General features: G+C 33.7%; 18 protein-coding genes, 1 tRNA gene and 1 riboswitch. Of the genes, 4 read left to right on the top strand and 15 right to left on the bottom strand.

Translation table 11 applies throughout. The features are described 5' to 3' along the window. Nucleotides 1-22: 22 nt before the first annotated feature. The 14 genes from JNUCC83_RS03195 to JNUCC83_RS03130 all read right to left on the bottom strand — a co-directional run bounded on the left by JNUCC83_RS03195 (nt 23) and on the right by JNUCC83_RS03130 (nt 18,220). Nucleotides 23-2,098: a DNA topoisomerase 3 gene (locus tag JNUCC83_RS03195; RefSeq protein ID WP_454460792.1), complete on the bottom strand. Its 2,076-nt coding sequence runs from the start codon at nt 2,096-2,098 to the stop codon at nt 23-25. After that, complete coding sequence (locus JNUCC83_RS03190; RefSeq protein WP_454460791.1) at nt 2,019-2,405, bottom strand: DUF1033 family protein; 387 nt, start codon at nt 2,403-2,405, stop codon at nt 2,019-2,021. The genes JNUCC83_RS03195 and JNUCC83_RS03190 overlap by 80 nt, the downstream gene beginning before the upstream one ends. Before the next feature lie 132 nt (nt 2,406-2,537). After that, a complete protein-coding gene (mgtA, locus tag JNUCC83_RS03185) occupies nt 2,538-5,180 on the bottom strand; it encodes a magnesium-translocating P-type ATPase (protein ID WP_454461317.1) in 2,643 nt (880 codons plus the stop codon). 369 nt (nt 5,181-5,549) lie between these two features. After that, a riboswitch (M-box (ykoK) riboswitch) is annotated at nt 5,550-5,722 on the bottom strand. Between the two features lie 55 nt (nt 5,723-5,777). After that, nucleotides 5,778-6,905, bottom strand: coding sequence for a tRNA 2-thiouridine(34) synthase MnmA (gene mnmA / locus JNUCC83_RS03180; protein ID WP_454460790.1), 1,128 nt, complete (start codon nt 6,903-6,905; stop codon nt 5,778-5,780). Nucleotides 6,906-7,061: 156 nt separating this feature from the next. After that, complete coding sequence (locus tag JNUCC83_RS03175; RefSeq protein ID WP_454460789.1) at nt 7,062-7,403, bottom strand: cysteine desulfurase; 342 nt, start codon at nt 7,401-7,403, stop codon at nt 7,062-7,064. Nucleotides 7,404-7,462: 59 nt separating this feature from the next. Continuing rightward, nucleotides 7,463-8,611, bottom strand: coding sequence for a cysteine desulfurase family protein (locus JNUCC83_RS03170; protein WP_454460788.1), 1,149 nt, complete (start codon nt 8,609-8,611; stop codon nt 7,463-7,465). 38 nt (nt 8,612-8,649) lie between these two features. After that, nucleotides 8,650-10,182, bottom strand: a complete 1,533-nt coding sequence (gene cls / locus JNUCC83_RS03165) for a cardiolipin synthase (RefSeq protein ID WP_454460787.1) — start codon at nt 10,180-10,182, stop codon at nt 8,650-8,652. Nucleotides 10,183-10,249: 67 nt separating this feature from the next. Further along, nucleotides 10,250-11,101 carry an aldo/keto reductase gene (locus JNUCC83_RS03160; RefSeq protein ID WP_454460786.1) on the bottom strand — a complete coding sequence of 284 codons (852 nt, stop codon included), beginning with the start codon at nt 11,099-11,101 and terminating at the stop codon, nt 10,250-10,252. A 26-nt stretch (nt 11,102-11,127) separates the two neighbouring features. Beyond that, the gene (locus tag JNUCC83_RS03155) at nt 11,128-12,513 is read right to left on the bottom strand and encodes a DUF1958 domain-containing protein (protein ID WP_454460785.1); all 1,386 of its coding nucleotides are present in this window, start codon (nt 12,511-12,513) and stop codon (nt 11,128-11,130) included. Between the two features lie 147 nt (nt 12,514-12,660). Beyond that, nucleotides 12,661-15,087, bottom strand: a complete 2,427-nt coding sequence (pheT, locus tag JNUCC83_RS03150) for a phenylalanine--tRNA ligase subunit beta (protein WP_454460784.1) — start codon at nt 15,085-15,087, stop codon at nt 12,661-12,663. A 6-nt stretch (nt 15,088-15,093) separates the two neighbouring features. Continuing rightward, complete coding sequence (gene pheS / locus JNUCC83_RS03145) at nt 15,094-16,140, bottom strand: phenylalanine--tRNA ligase subunit alpha (RefSeq protein WP_454460783.1); 1,047 nt, start codon at nt 16,138-16,140, stop codon at nt 15,094-15,096. A 301-nt stretch (nt 16,141-16,441) separates the two neighbouring features. Further along, nucleotides 16,442-16,768 (bottom strand): winged helix-turn-helix transcriptional regulator, encoded by a 327-nt coding sequence (locus JNUCC83_RS03140; RefSeq protein WP_454460782.1) that lies wholly within the window; start codon nt 16,766-16,768, stop codon nt 16,442-16,444. A 78-nt stretch (nt 16,769-16,846) separates the two neighbouring features. Next, entirely contained in the window at nt 16,847-17,347 is a 501-nt protein-coding gene (locus JNUCC83_RS03135) for an HD domain-containing protein (RefSeq protein WP_454460781.1), read from the bottom strand. 114 nt (nt 17,348-17,461) lie between these two features. Beyond that, entirely contained in the window at nt 17,462-18,220 is a 759-nt protein-coding gene (locus JNUCC83_RS03130) for a TrmH family RNA methyltransferase (RefSeq protein WP_454460780.1), read from the bottom strand. Nucleotides 18,221-18,335: 115 nt separating this feature from the next. On the opposite strand from JNUCC83_RS03130, the gene JNUCC83_RS03125 reads away from it, so the two are divergent. The 4 genes from JNUCC83_RS03125 to JNUCC83_RS03110 all read left to right on the top strand — a co-directional run bounded on the left by JNUCC83_RS03125 (nt 18,336) and on the right by JNUCC83_RS03110 (nt 20,465). Further along, a complete protein-coding gene (locus JNUCC83_RS03125) occupies nt 18,336-18,611 on the top strand; it encodes an acylphosphatase (RefSeq protein ID WP_454460779.1) in 276 nt (91 codons plus the stop codon). A 93-nt stretch (nt 18,612-18,704) separates the two neighbouring features. Then, nucleotides 18,705-19,622, top strand: a complete 918-nt coding sequence (yidC, locus tag JNUCC83_RS03120) for a membrane protein insertase YidC (protein WP_454460778.1) — start codon at nt 18,705-18,707, stop codon at nt 19,620-19,622. Nucleotides 19,623-19,892: 270 nt separating this feature from the next. Further along, entirely contained in the window at nt 19,893-20,042 is a 150-nt protein-coding gene (locus JNUCC83_RS03115; RefSeq protein WP_454460777.1) for a hypothetical protein, read from the top strand. Between the two features lie 333 nt (nt 20,043-20,375). Beyond that, nucleotides 20,376-20,465 (top strand) — tRNA-OTHER (locus tag JNUCC83_RS03110). Between the two features lie 50 nt (nt 20,466-20,515). Here JNUCC83_RS03110 and JNUCC83_RS03105 read toward each other — a convergent pair. Then, nucleotides 20,516-20,734 (bottom strand): hypothetical protein, encoded by a 219-nt coding sequence (locus JNUCC83_RS03105; protein WP_454460776.1) that lies wholly within the window; start codon nt 20,732-20,734, stop codon nt 20,516-20,518. Between the last annotated feature and the right edge of the window lie 117 nt (nt 20,735-20,851).

Below are 20,851 nucleotides of genomic sequence, written 5' to 3'. Positions count from 1 at the left end.
CCTGAATGTCATTCCTTTTTGTTTAATCCCCTTTCATAGCTGCTTTTAATGCTGCCGCAAGTGGACTTTCGATCTCTTCTGATTGCTTGTATTTTTTAATCAATTTTCTTTCTTCATGTTTCGAGATTTTTTTCTTGCCTTTTGAGCCACTTTGCATTTTTTCGGTGTATTGACAGCCACCACACTTGAAATATGATCCATTTTTGTTTTCTAATATCATCATTTTCTTTTTACATTGTGGGCAACGCTTATTAGATACTTTTGGATCTTTACGTCGTTTGTAGTGACACGTTTCACTACTACACACGTAAATTTTTCCATCTCTTGTGTTCTTTTCTTTCAACTGACTACCACAATCAGGACAGGTTTTATTGGTTAATGAATGATCGACATACTTTTCTTCACTCATCTTGATTTCTTTAACCAAGCGAGTTGTTTCTTTTTCGATATCTTTTATAAACACTTGATGTTTAAGATCACCATTAGCAATCTTTTCTAAAGAAAGCTCCCATTGTTGTGTCAACTCTGGTGTCACAAGTGATGGGTTAACTAACTGCAGAAGCTGTTTTCCTTTTGCTGTGACCACTAAACGATTGGTTTGACGTTCAATTAAATCTGAGCTGATTAGTTTTTCAATAATTTCGGCACGTGTTGCGGGTGTTCCTAAATTATGTTTTTCCATTTGGCCAAGTAGAGTACCCTCAGACAAAGGATTAGGGGGTGTCGTTAACTGTTTATTAATTTTATAAACAGCTTTAATCGCCATTCCTTTTTTAAAACTGACACCCGTTTTAGGCGTATCTTGTGTTTGCTTCCAACCTGGCTCAAGTATTCGTTGCTGTTTAAATACAAACACTGATTGTCCAACTTTGGCTGTTATTGTTTCAATTGATACTTTATACGGTGGTAAAAACAATCCTAAAAATCTTTCGACAATCATACGATAAATTTTTAACTCATCATTGTCTAATTTTTCAAGTCGAGCTGATTGTTCAGTTGGAATCAGTCCATGATGGTCTGTTACTTTCGCGTTTTGAAAGACCTTTTGTTGTTTAACGATTGCACCATCTTTGACTAATCGTTTCACTAATTCAGGTGACATCTGTGTGACTGCGGTCAATCTTTCTTTCATGGTTGATTTCATATCAGTGGTCAAATGTTTTGAATCTGTTCTTGGATAAGTCACAATTTTATGCGTTTCATACAATCGTTGAATAATTGATAATGTTTTTTTAGCAGAATATTGGTAACGTTGATTTGCTTCACGTTGAATTTCTGTTAAATCATATGGAAGAGGCGCATGTTCTGTCTTTTCTTTCACTTTAATATCATCAACTATGAGTGACTGCCCCTCAAATGACGAAACCAATTTTTCTAACTCTTCACGTTCTTTATATTGACGTGGATTTTTAAGTTCTAGATGACCAACAACACCTTCATAATCAGCATCTAACGTAAAATAGGTTTCCGGTCTAAATTTTTCAATGATTTCTTCTTGCTTTCTTACCATTGCAAGTGTTGGAGTTTGGACACGTCCTGCTGATAGGCTGTCTTTATATTTCACTGTCAAAGCACGTGTCACGTTTAGGCCAACTAACCAATCAGCTTCAGCTCGCGCAATAGCTGAATAAAATAAATTATCATATTCTTTACTTGGTTTTAACTGTTTAAACCCTTGTTTAATCGCTTTATCTGTTTGCGAAGAAATCCATAAACGTTTCACTGGTTTTTTAAATTTAACGTACTGTAAAATCCAGCGTGCAACTAGCTCTCCTTCACGCCCTGCATCTGTTGCAATAATCGCTTCAGAGACATCTTTACGATTAGCCAATTGACTAATTGCTTTTAGTTGTGGACGTGTCTTAGGAAGTGGCTTGATGCCTACACGTTCTGGTATCATTGGCAGAGTATTCATATTCCACTCTGCCCAATCTTTATTATAATCTTCAGGCATTTTTAAGCCTAATAGATGACCTAATGCCCACGTTACGATATATTTATCGCCTTCTATATAACTTTTACTTTTCTTTGTTGCCCCTAGCACTTTGGCTAAATCTCTGGCAACACTTGGTTTTTCTGCTATTACCAGTTGTTTCATCTGAATTATTATCTCCTAAATCAATTTTTTTATACTCACTTACAAGCATTAAGCCTCTATAAGCTTGTAAATCTTCATCACAATCTTCACAATACACATATTCTTCATCGTTCCAAAACGCAACGAGATAAGGATCTTTACATCGAACCTCTTCATAGTTATTTTTTAACGTGTCATATTGTTTCATGAATTCTTCTTCTGCATCATGAAATTTATCAAACATCATTTCTGATTTTATGTTTTTTTCCCATTCTTCAAAAAACCACCAAGGCTCATCTTCACTATAAGTCTGAATAACTTGATACATCTATATATCCGCCCTTCTTTTACTCTTTACATATAGACTATGTGAAAATGTTTAAATTGACAAATCTTACGACTTATCTATTTTAACGTGTTCAAAAAAAAGAAACAAGCTCTCGCTCATTTCTTTTTTCTATTATAATAATTCTCCGAAACGTTTTACATAGATTTTTTTGATAACCATAACTAACATAAGGTATGCAACGATTGTTAACGCTAAATAACCCCAGTATTGACCCGGTAAAGGCATTAACCCTAAGTCTTGCCCAAATGAAGTAAATGGTAAGAATGAACCAATTGCAATACCGATTGATGTAATAGTTGTTAAAATAAATGATGCTCTACTTTGAATAAATGGTAATTTTGGTGTTCTTAACGTATGAATAACTAAGGTTTGAGACCATAATGATTCTACAAACCATCCAGCATGGAACACAGCAATAAACAATGCTTGTTGTTCAGCACCTAAAGAGTGATATGAGCCACCAACAACTGCTGGACAAATAACAAAATACATTAATATATAGGTTGTTATATCAAAGACTGAACTAGTAGGCCCAAGCCATTTCATAAATGATCCGATACGACTTGCATCCCATTTTTTTGGTTCTTCCAAGTACTCTGCATCCATGTTATCCCAAGGAATTGACATACAAGAAATATCATAAATTAAATTTAAGAATAATAATTGTAGAGGCAACATTGGTAAAAATGGTAAGAAAATACTTGCCACAACAACGGAGAACATATTACCAAAGTTTGAACTTGCTGTCATTTTGACATATTTCATAATGTTACCAAACGTTGTACGTCCTGCTAAAATACCTCGTTCTAACACCATTAAGTCTTTTTCTAATAGAATAACATCCGCACTTTCTTTAGCAATATCAACGGCTGTATCTACTGAAATACCTACATCAGCTTCTTTCATAGCAGGTGCATCATTGATACCATCACCCATAAAGCCAACTGTATGACCAGCATCACGTAATACTTTAACTAAACGTGTTTTTTGAGATGGTGTCAACTTAACAAAAATATTGTACTTTTCAGCGATTACTTTTAATTCAACATCGTTCATACGAGATATTTCAGTTCCTGTTATAAGTTCTTCATCTTTTAATCCAACTTGTTTACACACTGATTTAGTTACTAACGCATTATCTCCTGTTAAGACTTTCACTCCCACACCATGTTCTTTAAGTGCTTTTAAAGCATCTTTCGTTGTTTCTTTTGGTGGATCAAGGAATGCAAGATAGCCTATTAACACCATGTCACTCTCGTCTTTTACCGAAAACTCACCGACGACACTTGGATTTGTTTTTTGAGCGACGGCAATCACACGTAACCCATCTTCATTTAATTCATCCACTGTTTTAAGAATGGTTGACTTAATTTCTTCTGTCAATGGTACCACACTACCTCGATAGTCAACGTAGCTTGATACTTCAAGCATCTCTTCAACAGCACCTTTAGTAATCATTTGTGTTTTTCCAAACGCATCTTCAATCACAACACTCATACGACGACGTTGGAAATCAAATGGAATTTCATCAACTTTTTGATAAGCTTTCACATTCATGTTTAATTCTTCTTCAGCTGACTCAATAATTGCTTTATCCATTAAGTTTTTTAAACCTGTTTGATAATAACTATTAAAGAAGGCATGTCTTAAAACTCTATCATCTTCTTTTCCATCAACATCTAAATGGTATTCTAAAATAATTTTATCTTGAGTTAATGTCCCTGTCTTATCAGTACACAACACATCGATGGCACCAAAGTTTTGAATAGAGTTTAAATTTTTAATGATTGTTCCTTTTTTTGCCATAGTTGACGCACCTTTTACAAGGTTCGTTGTCACAATCATTGGTAGCATTTCAGGTGTTAATCCTACTGCAACAGATAGACCAAAAAGAAATGCTTCTAACCAATCACCTTTTGTTAAACCATTAATTAAAAATACAGTTGGTGCCATTACCATCATAAAACGAATTAATAACCATGATGTTTTTGAAATGCCAACATCAAAACTTGTAATCGTGTGCTTTTCAGACACATCTTTGGCAATTTGTCCAAATAAAGTGCCATTTCCAACAGCAATAACAAGGCCAATCGCGCTACCGCTGATAACATTACTCCCCATAAATGCGATGTTTTCATAATCTGTTTCAGCATCTTTTTTACTCATAGTAAATGTATCTTTTTTCTCAACTGGATAACTTTCACCTGTCATTGCTGCTTGAGATACAAACAAATCCTTTGTTCTTACCAAACGTACATCCGCTGGCAACATATCTCCAGCTGATAATTTCACAATATCTCCACATACAATTTCTTCGATAGGTAACTCTAATTCCTCACCTTTTCTAAGAACAGTCGCCGTAACTTTTACCATATTGCTAAGTTTTTCAGCTGCATTGTTAGACTTGACTGATTGTACAAGTGTCATTGTTCCACTTAATACAACCATTGCAACAATAATTAATACACCAGTTAGATCCTTTTCATCTACTGGAACAATCACATAATCTGTAATGAATGAAATAATGGCTAATGCTAATAAAACTGTCGTAAACGGTGTAAAATATGCTTTTAAAACTTCAACAAAAAATGGTGTTTTCTTTTTATGTGAAATAACATTTTCACCAAATTCATCTCTTAATACTTCTGCTTCGTTGTAATTAATACCACTAAGGCTTGTTTTAAATGTTGAAAATAATTTTTCTATACTTGCTTGTGCAAAAAATTTGTAATTAACGATTTCTTTTCTTTCCATTGTTGTAACCTTCTTTCCCACTTGTTGTATCCATAAGAAACACCCGATCATAAAAAAGAGCATGCCACTCCAATTTGTATGTATCATGTGTCTTCCCCCTTAATTTATGGGTCTTTTTGAGAAGTGGGTTACAAGCTATGACTTATCTTCTGAAGGTAGAAACAGATAGATAATAATAAACTTGTTTGTGATTCCACTTTTCTTGACCCTTGTAACTTCGACCGTGACTACTATCTTCCATGTGTTTCCATCTCCTTTGTTTGTTATTTTTTAAACTGTTAAGATTTATCTCCTTTCTTGATTAGACTACGCAAAAATGCCTCTCGTCAAAAAACTCGACGAAAGGCATGAAGACACATCAAAAAAACTTGTGAGATCCAATCGTTGAGTTTTAGCACTATACAACGTAAAAGTTATGACTAACTTTAGCTACGTTAAAGAAAACCTTATATCGATCATCTCTGTTATACCCATTGGCGTCTCTCGACATTTTTGGGCAGTAGCCTATGTTTGTATAGGAGCCTCACCTAACTAATCTATTTTTCTTACACACAAAACTATATCGTATTAAAAACATTCTGTCAAATGTTTTTTTAACTAAATATAATGACGTTGTTTATTTTCAAAATATGCTACATCAATTAAACCGCCACCTAAACACTCCATTCCATCATAAAAAACGACTGCTTGACCTGGTGTAATCGCTCTAACTGGTTCATCAAAATATACTGTCGCCTGTGTTTGATCATCTGATAACACAACTCGTACACCAATATCTTGTTGTCTATATCTAAATTTAGCGGTACAATTAAACTCTTTTGGTATAGGTGTCTCTTTGGTGAAGTGAATTTGACTTGCTTCAAGGTGTGTTGAATACAAATTATCATGATGAAAACCTTGACCAACATACAAAGTATTTGTTGATAAATCTTTTCCAACTACAAACCATGGTTCACTTGACTCACCTTGTCCTCCACCAATTCCTAAACCTTGTCTTTGACCAATGGTATAGTACATTAATCCAGCATGATCTCCTTTAATCTCACCTTCTAATGTCATCATTTTTCCAGGTTGAGCAGGTAAATATTTCCCTAAAAATTCTTTAAAATTCTTTTCACCAATAAAACAAACGCCCGTTGAATCTTTCTTTTTCGCTGTCGCTAATCCAGCTCTTTCAGCAATCTCACGAACTTCTTTTTTCTCCATATGTCCTAAAGGAAACATAGTTTTAGATAATTGTTCTTGCGATAATTGGCTTAAAAAATAAGTTTGATCTTTATTTTGGTCTACCCCGCGTAACATATGAGAAACGCCCTCTTCATCCCTTACAACTTGAGCATAATGACCTGTTGCCACATAGTCTGCTCCTAATTGCATCGCATAATCTAAAAAGGCTTTAAATTTAATTTCTTTATTACACATCACATCAGGATTTGGTGTTCTTCCACGCTTATATTCAGCTAAGAAATATTCAAATACTCTATCCCAATATTCCTTTTCAAAGTTTACAGAATAATAAGGGATACCAATTTGATTGGCCACTTTGGCTACATCCTTATAGTCTTCAGTTGCCGTACAGACACCATTTTCATCCGTGTCATCCCAATTTTTCATAAACACACCGATGACATCGTAACCTTGTTCTTTTAGTATCAATGCTGTAACGGACGAATCCACGCCACCACTCATACCTACTACTACTTTAATTTGACTATTATCTGTCAAACGTCTCACCATCATTTCTTTTTATAGATTCTGAAAATCTACTACGATTTGAAGGTCGTATTTTTTTCAGTCACTATATTATAGCGTTTTTGTTAAATAAAATCATCTCTTAAACACAAAAAAAGAACTGCCCTATGACAATTCTTTCTATCTGTATTATGCTTTTTCAATGCAATCAAATGATATTAAATCATCCATAATATAATAAAATTGATCTTGTTTATCTTTTTGATCATCAGACTTAAAGATATTAATCGCCTTTAAGCCATTAGGTGTGGTTAAAGACATCTTCAATGTTTTCAAATCTTTGGCCACTGTTATTTTTAATTTTGGACTTTGTTTTGCTTGTGGCGAAATATCTAAATGTCTGGTTAATTGTAAATTTCCAGATGATGTTACTTGAAACCCATAATCTTTAAATGTATAAGCACGTGCCTTTGGATTAATTTTATAAAACTGTGGACATCCTTCCACTGTTGCTTTTTCTAAAAATGACATATTTATCCCCCCTATAAACTTGATACCCTTATTATAATGAATCTGTTTACAAATACCAACTATTTTTTCAAAATTGATTGAATCGTTGTTATTAAAACCGTTGAAAAATCCTGTATATTTTCTTCCGTTATATTTATACCAAAACTAATTCTCACTGATTCATTTGGTGCTAGATAATTCTCTGGATGTATCGCCTGTATAACACGAGAAGGTTTAACATCTCCAGCACTACATGCTGAACCGATTGAAATAGCAAAGCCAGATAAGTCCAAACGAGATAATAAAATGTTATTTGGAACGTCTTTAAACCAAATATTTAAAATATGAGGTAGCTTATTCTTTAAATCGCCATTTGCTTCATAGGTGATATCATTATCCTCTAACATTTTTAAAATAATGTTTTGGAATAGCTGATATTTTTCCTGGTTAAGCTTTTTTTGTTCTGGAGTCAGTAGAGAAATAGCTGTCTTCATCCCAACAATTCCAGCTAAATTTTCAGTCCCAGCACGTCTTTTTTCCTCTTGGTCACCACCTTGGATTAAAACTGGCGTTGGTCTGTTACTTTTAATGTATGTAAATCCAACACCTTTTGGCCCGTTTATTTTGTGAGCCGATACTGTCAGATAATCAACTAATAAGTCATCAACATTTATCAATTCTGTTCCAAATGCTTGTACAGCATCAGTATGAAATAACACATCTTTTTCGTTTAATAACTGACCTATTTCTTTTATTGGATTAAGTGTCCCTATTTCGTTATTACCATACATCACTGATACAAGTATTGTCTCAGGTCTTAACGCTTGTTCTAATTGTTCCACTGTTATTTTCCCACAACTATCAACTGGCAAAAAAGTCACGTCAAATCCTTCACTCATTAATGTCTCTAACGGTTTTTTTACAGCCGAATGCTCTATATTTGTGGTAATAATGTGATTACCTTTTTCTTTTAATTGCCTAGCAACTCCTAGTAAAACTGTATTGTCACCTTCTGATCCTCCACCGTTAAATACAATTTCTCTTGGCTTTGCATGGATTGATTTTGCAACAACTTCACGAGCACTATCTAATTCAAATTCAGCTTGTCGTCCAAACTGATGAACACTGGAGGGATTGCCATAAATCGTTGACATAACACGCGACATTTCTTCGATAACGTCCTTTGCCATTGGCGTTGTTGCTGCATGATCTAAATAAATTGGTTGCATACTTTTTCTCACTCTTTCGCTTTTATATAACAATTTAATCACAATAATGGGGCAAAAACAGATAAACATGCACGCACTATTTTCCTTGGAAATGATACGTTAGTTGCTTGCTCTAATGTGATTAACTGACTTAATTTTTCAGTTTCTAGATGATCTTTCAAGACTTCATCAACACCATTTGTTTTATACATCCACACACCACATTCAAAATGTAAAAACAAACTTCTATAATCTAAATTAACCGTTCCTACTGTTGCATATAATCCGTCTACCACACACGTTTTCGAATGGATAAAGCCTGGCGTATACTCATATATTTTAACACCGGCTTCAATTAATTGAGCATAGTTGGATTTTGTCACTGCATGGACATACCATTTATCTGGAATATGTGGGGTAATAATGCGCACATCAACCCCACCTTTAGCCGCATTACATAATGCTTCCATCAATAAATTATCAATGACCAAATAAGGTGTTGTAAAATATATATAATCTGTCGCACGGGTAATAAGATTAAGATAAACATTCATACCGACTGTCTCTCTATCAAATGGAGAATCAACATACGGTTGATAGTATCCTTCATTTTCCGGCAATTCTGCTGGTTTGAAGGCTGGAATAAATACCTCAATATCACTTTCTGTCGAGTTTACAAAATCCCACATTGAGAGAAATAATAATGAAAATCCCCATGCAGCTTCACCGACAACTTTAATTGAATTATCTTTCCAGTGGCCAAAGCGCTCAACTGTATTAATGTATTCATCGGCAAGATTGATACCTCCTGTATAGGCAATTTTTCCATCAATCACAGTAATTTTCCTATGATTTCGATTATTAAATATTGGCGACAGTACAGGGATGAAAGGATTGAAAACACAGCATTTTATTCCTTGTTCTCTTAATTGTTTATCATAATTATGAGGTAAATTAAATAAGCAACCAAAATCATCATAAATAAAACGCACGTCTACCCCTTCTTTTGCTTTTCGTATCATTATTTCAAGGATAGTGTCCCACATCTTACCTTCTTGAACGATAAAATACTCCATAAAAATATAACGTTCCGCTTTTTCTAAATCATCAATCATCGCCTCAAATGCTTGTTCACCAAGTGGAAAATACTGACTTGTTGTATGTTCAAATAAAACAGCCTCTCCATGCTTAGTTAAATAATTTGACTGAATAACAGCATTTTTATTTCCATCATCAATAATGGTCTTAGGAACAGTATACTCATTAGCTAATCGTTCGCGTTCTTGAATAATAGCCATTTTCATTTTTTCTTTTTTACTAAAACGAACACGCCCAAAAACTAAATAAATAATCGTTCCAAAAATTGGTATCAGCATGATGGGTATAATCCAAGCGATTTTATATGCTGGATTACTTCGACTATTAATTATTTTTATAACAACAGCACTAGATACAATCAAATAGAATGTATAAAAATAAACGAAATAATTTTGGAACCTAAAAACAATCGCAAACAAAACACCTAACTGTAAAAGAATTAATAATACAATGATGACTGCCCGATTGGATATAATTTTTAATAACTTTTCCATCAATCTCTCCTAACCCACTCTTTTTTATAAAAAAATGAAGAAAAAAGGCTCTCTAGTAAAGAGCCTTTTAAAACGATACTTCATCAGGATTTCTAGCTGATCCTGCTTTGCCTTGTAATGAATCAATTATCCCCATATCAAACTCAGATAACTCAAAATCAAACAACTCTAAATTTTCTTTAATACGACTTGCTGTCACTGATTTGGGTAATGGTAAAAAGCCTTTTTGTAATGACCAACGTAATACCACTTGTGCCACAGTTTTTTCATACGTTTTGGCAATCTCTTCTATCTCACTTAATTTAAAAATATCACCTGTACCAAGTGGACTATAAGCCTCTAATAAAATATCCTTGTTTTTACAATAAGATACTAATTCCTTTTGCTGGTCACTAGGATTCAAATAAATTTGATTCACTACTGGGTGAATCTCTGCCGTTTCTTCTAGTGCTTTTATATGATGTGGTAAAAAATTAGATACACCTATACTTTTTATTTTGCCTTCTCGAACAGCTTCTTCCATTGCTCGCCAAGCACTCGAATTAGCTTCTTTCCAGTTTTCACGATACTCAATAGGATTAGGCCAGTGAATTAAGTATAAGTCTAGATAATCTAATCCCAATCTATCAAGTGACTCATCTATCGCTTCTTTTGCTTTTTCATAAGAATGATCGCTATTCCATAATTTCGTAGTAATAAATAGATTACTACGTGAAATACCACTTTCTTTAATCGCTTCACCAACACTTATCTCATTGCCATAAATCATAGCCGTATCAATGTGACGATAGCCTACATCTAATGCTGTTTTAACAGCTTGCTTTGCCACATCACCATTTTCTGCTTGCCATGTTCCAAAACCAACTACTGGGATAGTGTTACCATCTTTTAGAGTATAGTAAGTCTGTTCAATCATCATTACATCCTCCTTATTATTTCGACAAATTAGATACGTCGTTTTCCTCGATTTCTAGCATCTAATCTTTTTTGTCGATTCCTCTTTTTAATATACCATAATATTAAAAATAGTAAAAAAATTACGCTGAGAAGAGCAACGATACTCAGTTTCCAATGTTTTTTTAACACATTGATCACCCCATCTTTACTTGTTGGAACTTTTTTGGCAAAGTTCTCACCTGTCGTTTTCTGTAAAACCTTTTTTACAGTATGTTCCTTTTTTTCCTTATAAGAAACACTCACATTAGGAATACGATCAGAAATTTTTTCAAGCCCATTATCAACAGTTAATTGAGAGTTATCCTTTAATGATAACGTATATGATTTATTTTTTTGGATGATATCATACAATCCTTTATCTATAGTAACCACTTTATCATCAACTTCGTGCTCGCCACTACTTAATAATTCTTTGTATTCAAACTGGTTAAATCCGTAATTAAGCATTGCATTAGCAAAAGGATGTCTTTTGTACTCACCTGTTTGATCTGCCCAATCTCCGACACCTAGCACAATAGCAATTAATCTTAAATCGCCTTGTTTTGCTGTCATATCTATATTAAACCCACCAGATGGACTAGAGCCTGTTTTTAGTCCATCAACACCTTCATAAGCATACTCTAATCCCGGTAATGAGTAATTATACGTATCAAACGTCTCTTCATAAGGTGTACCTGCCATTGATGTTACCTTTGGGGACTGTGTAATAGCTAATACATCTGGGTATTTTGACAATAAAAAATAGGTAAATGTCGCCAGATCTCTTGCTGTTGTGACATTAGATGCCATTGGTTCAAGCGTTGTTGTGTCAACGCCTTGTGCTGCATACATTCCTTGAAATGCACTAATTTCTGCTCCAGTTATATTAACTATTTTTGTATTTGTCATACCTAGTTCTTTAGCGGTTTGATTCATTTTTTCTAACATTAAGACAGCGTTTGGCTCAACCAAATCCGCCAACATAACAGTCGCCACATTGGAGGATGGAACCACCGCCATTTTTAGTAACTCCTTTATTGGATATGACACACCTAGTTGAATTTTGTTATTGCTTAACTGATAGATTTGAGAAATAGCCACATAGCGTTCAGTTGCTTCAACTGTTGTATCGAGTGTCATTTTTCCTTCTTCTATCGCTTGATATACTAAATAAACGACCATTAGTTTCATAATGCTTGCTGGATTATGAGTCGTATCTGGGTTTTCCCCCCATAGAAAATGTCCAGTGTTCGCATCTATTAGTACTGCTCCTTTAGGTTTATCAGCCTCATTCACCGTAAATCCTGACTCTTGTACCAAGTCCATCATACTAGGCATTTCTTGTGCTTTCGTTACATCTCCCAACATAAAAAAACTTAAAAAGATTATTCCCACAAATAATCTCCTAAAAACTTGTCTCATCTCCATTACATTCTCCTTTAAATTTTATCCTACTATATCATACCAAATTTTTATTGGATTTTCTTTCATTTATAAAAAAACAACTAGTACACTTATCTTGATGTACTAGTTGTTTTCTTATTATCTTACTTCTATTGATAGCTCTTCAACTAACGATTTTTCTACTTTTTTCATCACAGAAACGACATCATCTTCAACTAATGTTTGATCATCATTTTGGAATACTAAAGAATAAGCCAATGATTTCTTCCCTTTACCTAGTTTTTCACCAGTAAATAAATCAAATAGGTGAATCGATTTAAGATTTTTTCCACCATTTTTTTCAATAACGTCAACAATTTGTTGATGTGACACTGAATCATCAACCAATAAGGCGATATCTCGTTTGATGGATGGGTATTTTCCAACTTCTTTATAGTCATTATCTTGTGGAACAAATTCAAATAATTTATCTAAATCAAGTTCAACGACATATGTTTCTTTCAAATCCATCTCTTTTGAAATTTTAGGATGAACTTGACCAACAAATCCAACCTGCACATCATCAATAATGATATTAGCTGTACGACCTGGGTGCATCTCTTTTAAACTATGTGTTGGTTGGTAAACTACTGATTTCTCAAGACCTAAGAAGCTCATCAAGGAATCAGTGATACCTTTGATTGTGTAAAAATCAACCACTTCTTGTGATTCTTTCCAATCTTTTTTTCGTAAAACGCCTGTCATAGCCATGGCTAAATGAGTCGTTTCTTTTGGTAAATCAGATTTGTCTACCCAGTTGAATACATGACCTATTTCATAGAATGCCACACCATTAGCTTTTCTAGCAATATTATAAGACACATCTTTTAACAAACCACTCACTAAACTTTGTCTTAAGACTGAATGTTCCTCACTCATTGGAAAATCAAGAACTACCGTATCATCCTTATCCTCCGACTCAAGTTTAAATTCAACTGCTGAAGCAGGAGAAGTTAAAGCATAACTAATTGCTTCAGTTAATCCTTTTCCTTCAAGTAATGTTCTTGTATGACGAATCATTTGTTGTTTAAACGTTAATTTACCTGGTAATGAAGAACCACTTGGTAGTGTAGACGGTAAATTATCATAGCCATAAATACGAGCCACTTCTTCCAATAAATCAGCAGGAATCGTAATATCCCATCGTCTTAATGGAATCGTCACATCAAATGTTTTCCCACTTAAAGACACTTCAAAACCTAATTGTAAAAAGATTTTTTCAACATCCATGGCAGTTAAATCCGTTCCTAATGAACGATTGATTTTTTCTAATGTGATAGATACAGTCGGCTCTTTTGGTGTCTCAGATTGAACCAATGCCTCACCTGTTACAATCGTCCCTCCACCAAGTTCAGCCATTAAATTGGCAGAGAATTCACTTGCCTGACGTATTACTGACCAGTTAATACCACGCTCAAAACGTCGACTAGATTCGCTTGATAAAGCAAGTCTTCTAGCTGTACGACGAACACGAGTAGCGTTAAATACAGCTGTTTCTAAAGCGATAGTTGTCGTTATATTGGTTATTTCAGTATTTTCTCCACCCATCACACCTGCTAATGCAACCGGTTGATTATCGTTAGTTATAACTAAGTCTTCTGTCGTTAACTCACGCTCAACACCGTCTAGTGTGGTCAATTTTTCCTTGTCAGTTGCTCGTCGAACATAAATTTCTTTTGATGTTAACTTATCATAATCAAAGGCATGCTGTGGTTGACCAAATAATAATAACGTGTAGTTTGTTACATCAACAATATTATTAATTGGGCGAATGCCTTCATTCATTAAACGAGTTTGTAGCCACATTGGACTTTCTTTAATTGTCACATCTTTAATGATTTTCATGCCATATGATGGAACATCTTCTTTATCGTCAATGTTAATTGATACATAATTTTCAACTTGTTCATCTGGGTTTTCGTTGATAGAAACAGTTGGCAATGTAATGTCTCGGTCATAAATGGCCGCAACTTCATATGCCACACCTATCATACTTAAAGCATCCGCTCTATTTGGCGTAACAGACAACTCGATAATAGCATCATCCATGTCTAAGTATGAAAAGACTGGCTCACCTGGAATCGCGTTATCTGGTAAAAAGTAAATTCCTTCTGAATATTCTTTTGGAACCACGCTATCAGCATATCCCAATTCTTGTAGTGAACAAATCATTCCTAATGACACTTCGCCACGCATTTTTCCTTTTTTAATTTTCACATTACCTGCAATGCGAGAATTTGGTAAAGCTACGATGACTTTTTTACCTGCAGTAATATTTGGTGCACCACAGACAATTTGATATAGCTCATCCTCTCCAACGTCTACTTGACAAATTGATAGATGGTCACTGTCAGGATGTGGCACACACTCCTTAACATCTCCAACAACAATTTTTTTCAATCCGTTTTCAGGAATCGTTACATCTTCAACTTCTATCCCTGAACGTGACATTTTATCAGCCAACTCATCAACTGAAATATTTTTTACATCAACTAATTCTTGTAACCATTTATAAGAAACTAACATTTCACTCTACCCCTTTACCTTAAATTGCTCTAAGAATCTCACATCATTTTGATAGAAATAACGAATGTCATTTACGCCATATTTCAGCATTGCCACTCTATCTGGCCCCAATCCAAAGGCAAATCCACTATACACATTTGAGTCAATACCTGACATTTCAAGCACACTGGGATGAACAATTCCAGCACCTAGAATTTCAATCCAGCCAGTGTGTTTACAAACGTTACATCCTTTTCCACCACATTTGAAACAGCTAATATCCACTTCAACAGAAGGTTCTGTAAATGGGAAGTAGCTTGGTCTTAGACGAATATTACGGTCTTCACCAAATAATTTTTTAAGTAATACTTCCAATGTTCCTTTTAAATCAGCCATTGTAATATTTTTATCAACAACTAATCCTTCAATTTGATGGAACTGATGGCTATGAGTCGCATCATCACTATCACGACGATATACTTTACCTGGACTAATCATGCGAAGTGGTGCTTTTGAAAAGTCATGTTTTTCCATAGTTCGTGCTTGTATTGGTGATGTATGAGTACGTAACAGCATATCATCAGTAATATAAAATGAATCTTGCATATCTCGAGCAGGATGATCTTTTGGTAAATTCATTCTTTCAAAGTTATAATAGTCTTTTTCTACTTCATAACCTTCAATGATTTCATACCCTAAACCTAAAAAGACATCTTCAATCTCTTGCATCACTTGCGTTAAAATATGAGGTGTTCCTGTGTTAGATACTTTTCCAGGAAGTGTCACATCGATTGTTTCATTTAGCAATGCTTGATTTAATGCTTTTTCTTCAAGAGATTGTTTTTTTTCTTCGATTTGAGTTGATAACATGTCTCTAATCTCATTAGCTAAACTTCCAACAACAGGACGTTCTTCATTTGATAAATCTTTCATCCCTCTTAAGATTTCTGTCATTGACCCTTTTTTACCCATTACCTCAACACGTATTGTATTTAAGCTATCTAAAGAGTCTACCTGAGAAATTTTTTCGACAAACTCTTTACGTAATGTTTCTAATTTTTCTTTGATCTCCATTTTTTTCATCCTTTCTTAATTCAACAAAAAAGACACCATTCCTTTGTATAAAAGGAACGATGTCTCGTGGTACCATCCAATTTTTATGCTGACGCATCTTTATTTGTTAACGATGATACTCATCACCGGTTTGCTATTCAAACAACTAAGGAAGTGAACTTCATCTAGTGTTTTCACAGCTTGTTTTCAGTCTATGACAAGCCTCCCTGAATGAGAAACATCCTAAATTACTCTTTTCCTATAACGTTTTTACTATATAATTAGAGTGTACAAGAAATAAAATCGAACGTCAAGATGATTCTTACATCCATTTTTCTCCCCAGTTTTGCACTTCCATCATCACAGGTCTTAAAGACTCACCTTTTTCAGTTAATGAATAGTCAATTCGTTTCTTCTCAATAGGGTGAACTTGTCTCAATACAATCCCTTTTTCTTCAAGCTCTTTTAATCTTTCTACTAATACTCTATCACTAACTTCTGGTATTTTATTTGCTAATTCCACAAATCGTTGTGTCCCATCTTCAAGCAAGACGTCAATAATTAAACCATTCCATTTTTTTCCTAACATATCAAATGTTTTCTCAAATTTTGGACACAGCTCAAATTGTCTTTTCTCACACGAATTCATAAATTGCCCCCTTTACTCCAGCTTTACCACCCACTATTACAGTATAAAACAATAAGCTGACAAATACTATCTGTCAGCTCATAAATGTACAACTTTTGAATATTTAACTGCTTTTACTTTAGCTTTCTTAAATAAAGGTTTAATGACTTCTTCACAAGCACAGTATTTATCAACTAATGTGACAATGTAACTTTCTTTGTACTTGGGTGGTGCGATGGTTGCACCAAACATGTGTTTTACAATGATATCCTCTTCTAATGGAGAAATATCAGTTAATTTTTTAGCATTTTCCAACGCAATTCTTGGATGAACATAAGCATGAGTGCCCTCACCCATTTTCGTGTTACGCCAATCGTAGAAAAACAAATCATGAAGCAAGCCTGCTCGAGCAGTAGCCCTAACATTTCCACCCCATTTTTTTGCCAGACGGTAACTTTTATATGATACTTGAATTGAATGCTCTAAACGATTTGAATAATGATGTTGGGTATATTTTTTTAGACTCTGAACGTCCTCTGTGAAAATAAGATCGTCTACAAGAGCTAAATAATCATCATCTTCTTGCCAATTTAATGACATATCTCATCACTTTCTTTCTTAAACAATAACTTATTGATAGTTCATGATAATAATATATCAGTAAATTTTCAAAAAATATATCAAAAAACATGACTTTAATAAATTTATAATATTTTATAAGTGAAACATAACGATTCCTGCAGCCACTGCAACATTTAGTGATTCAGCTCTACCTTTCATCGGAATGTAGACTTTCTTATCTACTTGATTTAATATCTCTTGTGATACACCCTGTCCTTCATTCCCCATAACAATCGCTAATGATTCTTTATCATCTAATTCTTTGTAGGACATTGCCGTTTCATCTAATGCTGTAGCAATCGTTAAAATATTTTCTTGCTTCATCTTGCTAATCCAACTAGACAACTCAACATTTGTTACAATCGATATATGAAACTGGCTTCCTTGAAGGGCGCGTTGAACTTTTGATTGGTAAACATCGACACATCCTTCACCTAATACAACTTGATCAAATCCTGCCGCATCAGCTGTTCGTATCATCGTCCCAACATTTCCTGGATCCTGTACGTTATCAAGTACAAGTATTTTCTTTCCAATTCTATCCGTTCCTTCTGATTTATTTATAATAGCTAGTATTTCCTGTGGTGTTGGTAATTCAGAAAGTTGTTTAAAAATCTGTTCTGTTACAATAATTAACTTATCATCAGATATTTTTTTTATCAATTCTGCATATTTTATCAATCCACTCTCAGTTGTGACAATTGTTTCTATCGATGCATTATTTTCAAGTGCTTCTTGAACAGAGTGTTCCCCTTCGATAATATAGTGGCCGGTTAAATCTCTGTATTTTTTTTTATGTAATTTTTTCGTGTCTTTTACCCATTGATTTGTCAATGATTCAATTTGCTTCATTTTTATTTCATTCCTCTCGATACTTGTTTTATTATATCAGATTTTTAAATTGTTTAACTCATTTACTTATAAAAACTGTATAATATACTTAAGAAAAGATTAAGGATGTGATGTTATGAAAATATCTATGACTGTTTATGGACGTGTACAAGGTGTAGCGTTTCGTTATATGACAAAGATGGTAGCCGATGAACTCGGAGTACATGGTATTGTCAAAAATTTAGATGATGGTGGCGTTTATATCGAGGCAAATGGTGATAAACTCGCTGTTCAACAGTTTATCGAAGAAGTTAAAAAATCACCCGCTCCAATGGGGAAAGTAACAAACTCCACAATTGACTTTAATCCATCTTTTAAGGAATACAAGCATTTTAGCGTAGTTTATTCTTAATTTCTTTCCATAAATTAATTGAATTATACGCTAAAATTCGTTATAGTATTGCTTGTGTAGATTTTATGAAGATTATAGTAAAGGAAGAAATAAATGAAAAATTTAAAACGTTGGATGATTGGTTCAGGCCTATTTGGCTTACTAGTCTTTTTATCCGGATGTGTCAAGACTGATTCAACAGGTACTCCTACAGGCGAGGGAATTATCTATAACTTGTTAGTCAAACCAATGAGCCATTTAATTACCTTTTTCGCAGAAAATTTGGGGTTAGGATTTGGTTGGTCAATCATCTTACTAACAATGATTGTCCGTTTGATTATTTTACCACTTGGTTTAAATCAAATGAAAAAATCTATGGTTCAACAAGAAAAAATGGCTGCTATTAAACCACATATGGATGTTATCAATGAAAAAATGAAAACAGCGACATCTCCAGAAGAAAAAATGGCTGCTCAACAAGAATTACAACAGTTTTATAAAGATAATGACATCAATATCATGGGTGGTATAGGGTGTTTACCTTTATTAATCCAAATGCCTATCTTTACCGCACTATTCTTTGCTGCTAAGGTAACTCCAGGTATTTCAGAATCTGTTTTCTTTGGTATTAACTTAGGAAAACCTAGTTTAATCCTTGTTGCACTTGCGGGGATAAGTTATTTCTTACAAAGCTATATCAGTATGATTGGTATGAGCGACGAACAGAAAAAACAAATGAGAATGATGACTTATATGTCACCTCTTATGATTATCTTCTTCTCATTTAAAGCGCCCGCTGGAGTAACGTTATACTGGGTTATTGGTGGTATTTTCAGCTGTATCCAATCTTTAATCACCAATCTTTATCACAAACCAAAAGTGAAAAAAGAAATAGCTGAACATTTTGAAAAAAATCCAGTTAAAGTAGTTAAGCCAACTGTTACAAAGACTGCGCCTAAACAAAATTTACCCAAAAACAAAGCAAACAACAAAAATATTGGACGTAATCAAGGCAAACAAAATAGAAAATAATTAAAAAAGAGGCTGGCCCAAAAGTATTAGAATATAAAAAATCCCATGAAATCCGTTAATTACAACGTTGATTTCATGGGATTTCTATTTTGATAGTTAAGTGATTTTGATTGAAAAAGTTACTTTTGGTTCAGCCTCTTTTTTATATAAACATCCAAAAAACTTAACTTTTATTTGCATTTTATTTTTTTTGATGCTATACTAAGTTACGGAATTTCGTTATGAACGTTTTAGTTGCCTTTCGTTACCACAAAGAAAGGAGAATGCTATATGACATTCAATAACACTACAATAGAGTACCGTGTAACATTAGACACAGAGTTAAACTTATTTATCGTTTTTCTAAAAGATGATGAAACAAAAGTGGCTACTGGTACTACTATTCAAAACGCAGTACATGAATTACAAAAAATTGCATAAGGAGTAACGACCTAATGGATGACACCAGTTCGTACTGAAAGAGCATTTACCTTTTAACTTTAGATTAATGGTAGATGCTTATTTTTTTGTCTATAAATATATTCATATTATAAATTTTTTAACCATTAGTTCATAAAACAAACATATTTTTTTATGTCTACTTTAAGTTTTTAAACGTATGATAAGTATATCAATTAAGAAAGAAGGTGATGATCGCTTTTGAAACAATTATATTTTGCAAATTTATTTTCCTAATGTACAGAGAATCAAAGAAATCATCACCAAACTATTGAATACTAGAGGCTCATTCGTCTCTAGTTTCATATTTAATTTGTGGGCGAACGTGGTGTTTAAACTCTAAGAGGCTAAACAGATGTTTGTTCTCTATTCATCGAGGTGTAGGTTCGAATCCTACCGTCCACGTTTTTTAACATAAAAAAGAAAAACCACTCAAAAGAGTGGTAAAACAGTGGTTATTTCTTACTATATCTATTTTTGTAGATATATGTTTCTTCATCTACTTCAAATCCATCTTTTTCGACAGTTTTAATCAATACTAAGTGAGTTTGCTCAAACTTGTCTCTGATTAGTATCGTATTTTTCAAAATCACTTCTACTCTACCAATCACTCTTTTATGATGAACTGTTGGATAGTCAATAATTGAACCTATAGAAACTAATGTCTTAGACAAATTAAATCAATCCCTTCTACTTCTATTATACCACACTTCATAAAATGTTTATTTTTTATAGCTTTTATTTTAAAAAATAAGACTGCTAAACTCTGACATATCATTGATACATCAAGG

It is taken from the genome of Vagococcus sp. JNUCC 83, from assembly GCF_053667615.1.
The sequence above is the reverse complement of the archived record's forward strand: the minus strand, read 5'-3'. Positions and strand labels throughout refer to the sequence as shown.

Bases quoted from the DNA above. Each gene is read 5' to 3' on its own strand.
- JNUCC83_RS03195 (WP_454460792.1), bottom strand. From the start codon at position 2,098: ATGAAACAACTGGTAATAGCAGAAAAACCAAGTGTTGCCAGAGATTTA.
- JNUCC83_RS03190 (WP_454460791.1), bottom strand. From the start codon at position 2,405: ATGTATCAAGTTATTCAGACTTATAGTGAAGATGAGCCTTGGTGGTTT.
- mgtA (WP_454461317.1), bottom strand. From the start codon at position 5,180: ATGGAAAGAAAAGAAATCGTTAATTACAAATTTTTTGCACAAGCAAGT.
- JNUCC83_RS03175 (WP_454460789.1), bottom strand. From the start codon at position 7,403: ATGTCATTTTTAGAAAAAGCAACAGTGGAAGGATGTCCACAGTTTTAT.
- JNUCC83_RS03170 (WP_454460788.1), bottom strand. From the start codon at position 8,611: ATGCAACCAATTTATTTAGATCATGCAGCAACAACGCCAATGGCAAAG.
- cls (WP_454460787.1), bottom strand. From the start codon at position 10,182: ATGGAAAAGTTATTAAAAATTATATCCAATCGGGCAGTCATCATTGTA.
- JNUCC83_RS03160 (WP_454460786.1), bottom strand. From the start codon at position 11,101: ATGATGATTGAACAGACTTACTATACTCTAAAAGATGGTAACACTATC.
- pheT (WP_454460784.1), bottom strand. From the start codon at position 15,087: ATGTTAGTTTCTTATAAATGGTTACAAGAATTAGTTGATGTAAAAAAT.
- pheS (WP_454460783.1), bottom strand. From the start codon at position 16,140: ATGGAGATCAAAGAAAAATTAGAAACATTACGTAAAGAGTTTGTCGAA.
- JNUCC83_RS03140 (WP_454460782.1), bottom strand. From the start codon at position 16,768: ATGAATTCGTGTGAGAAAAGACAATTTGAGCTGTGTCCAAAATTTGAG.
- JNUCC83_RS03135 (WP_454460781.1), bottom strand. From the start codon at position 17,347: ATGTCATTAAATTGGCAAGAAGATGATGATTATTTAGCTCTTGTAGAC.
- JNUCC83_RS03130 (WP_454460780.1), bottom strand. From the start codon at position 18,220: ATGAAGCAAATTGAATCATTGACAAATCAATGGGTAAAAGACACGAAA.
- JNUCC83_RS03125 (WP_454460779.1), top strand. From the start codon at position 18,336: ATGAAAATATCTATGACTGTTTATGGACGTGTACAAGGTGTAGCGTTT.
- yidC (WP_454460778.1), top strand. From the start codon at position 18,705: ATGAAAAATTTAAAACGTTGGATGATTGGTTCAGGCCTATTTGGCTTA.
- JNUCC83_RS03115 (WP_454460777.1), top strand. From the start codon at position 19,893: ATGACATTCAATAACACTACAATAGAGTACCGTGTAACATTAGACACA.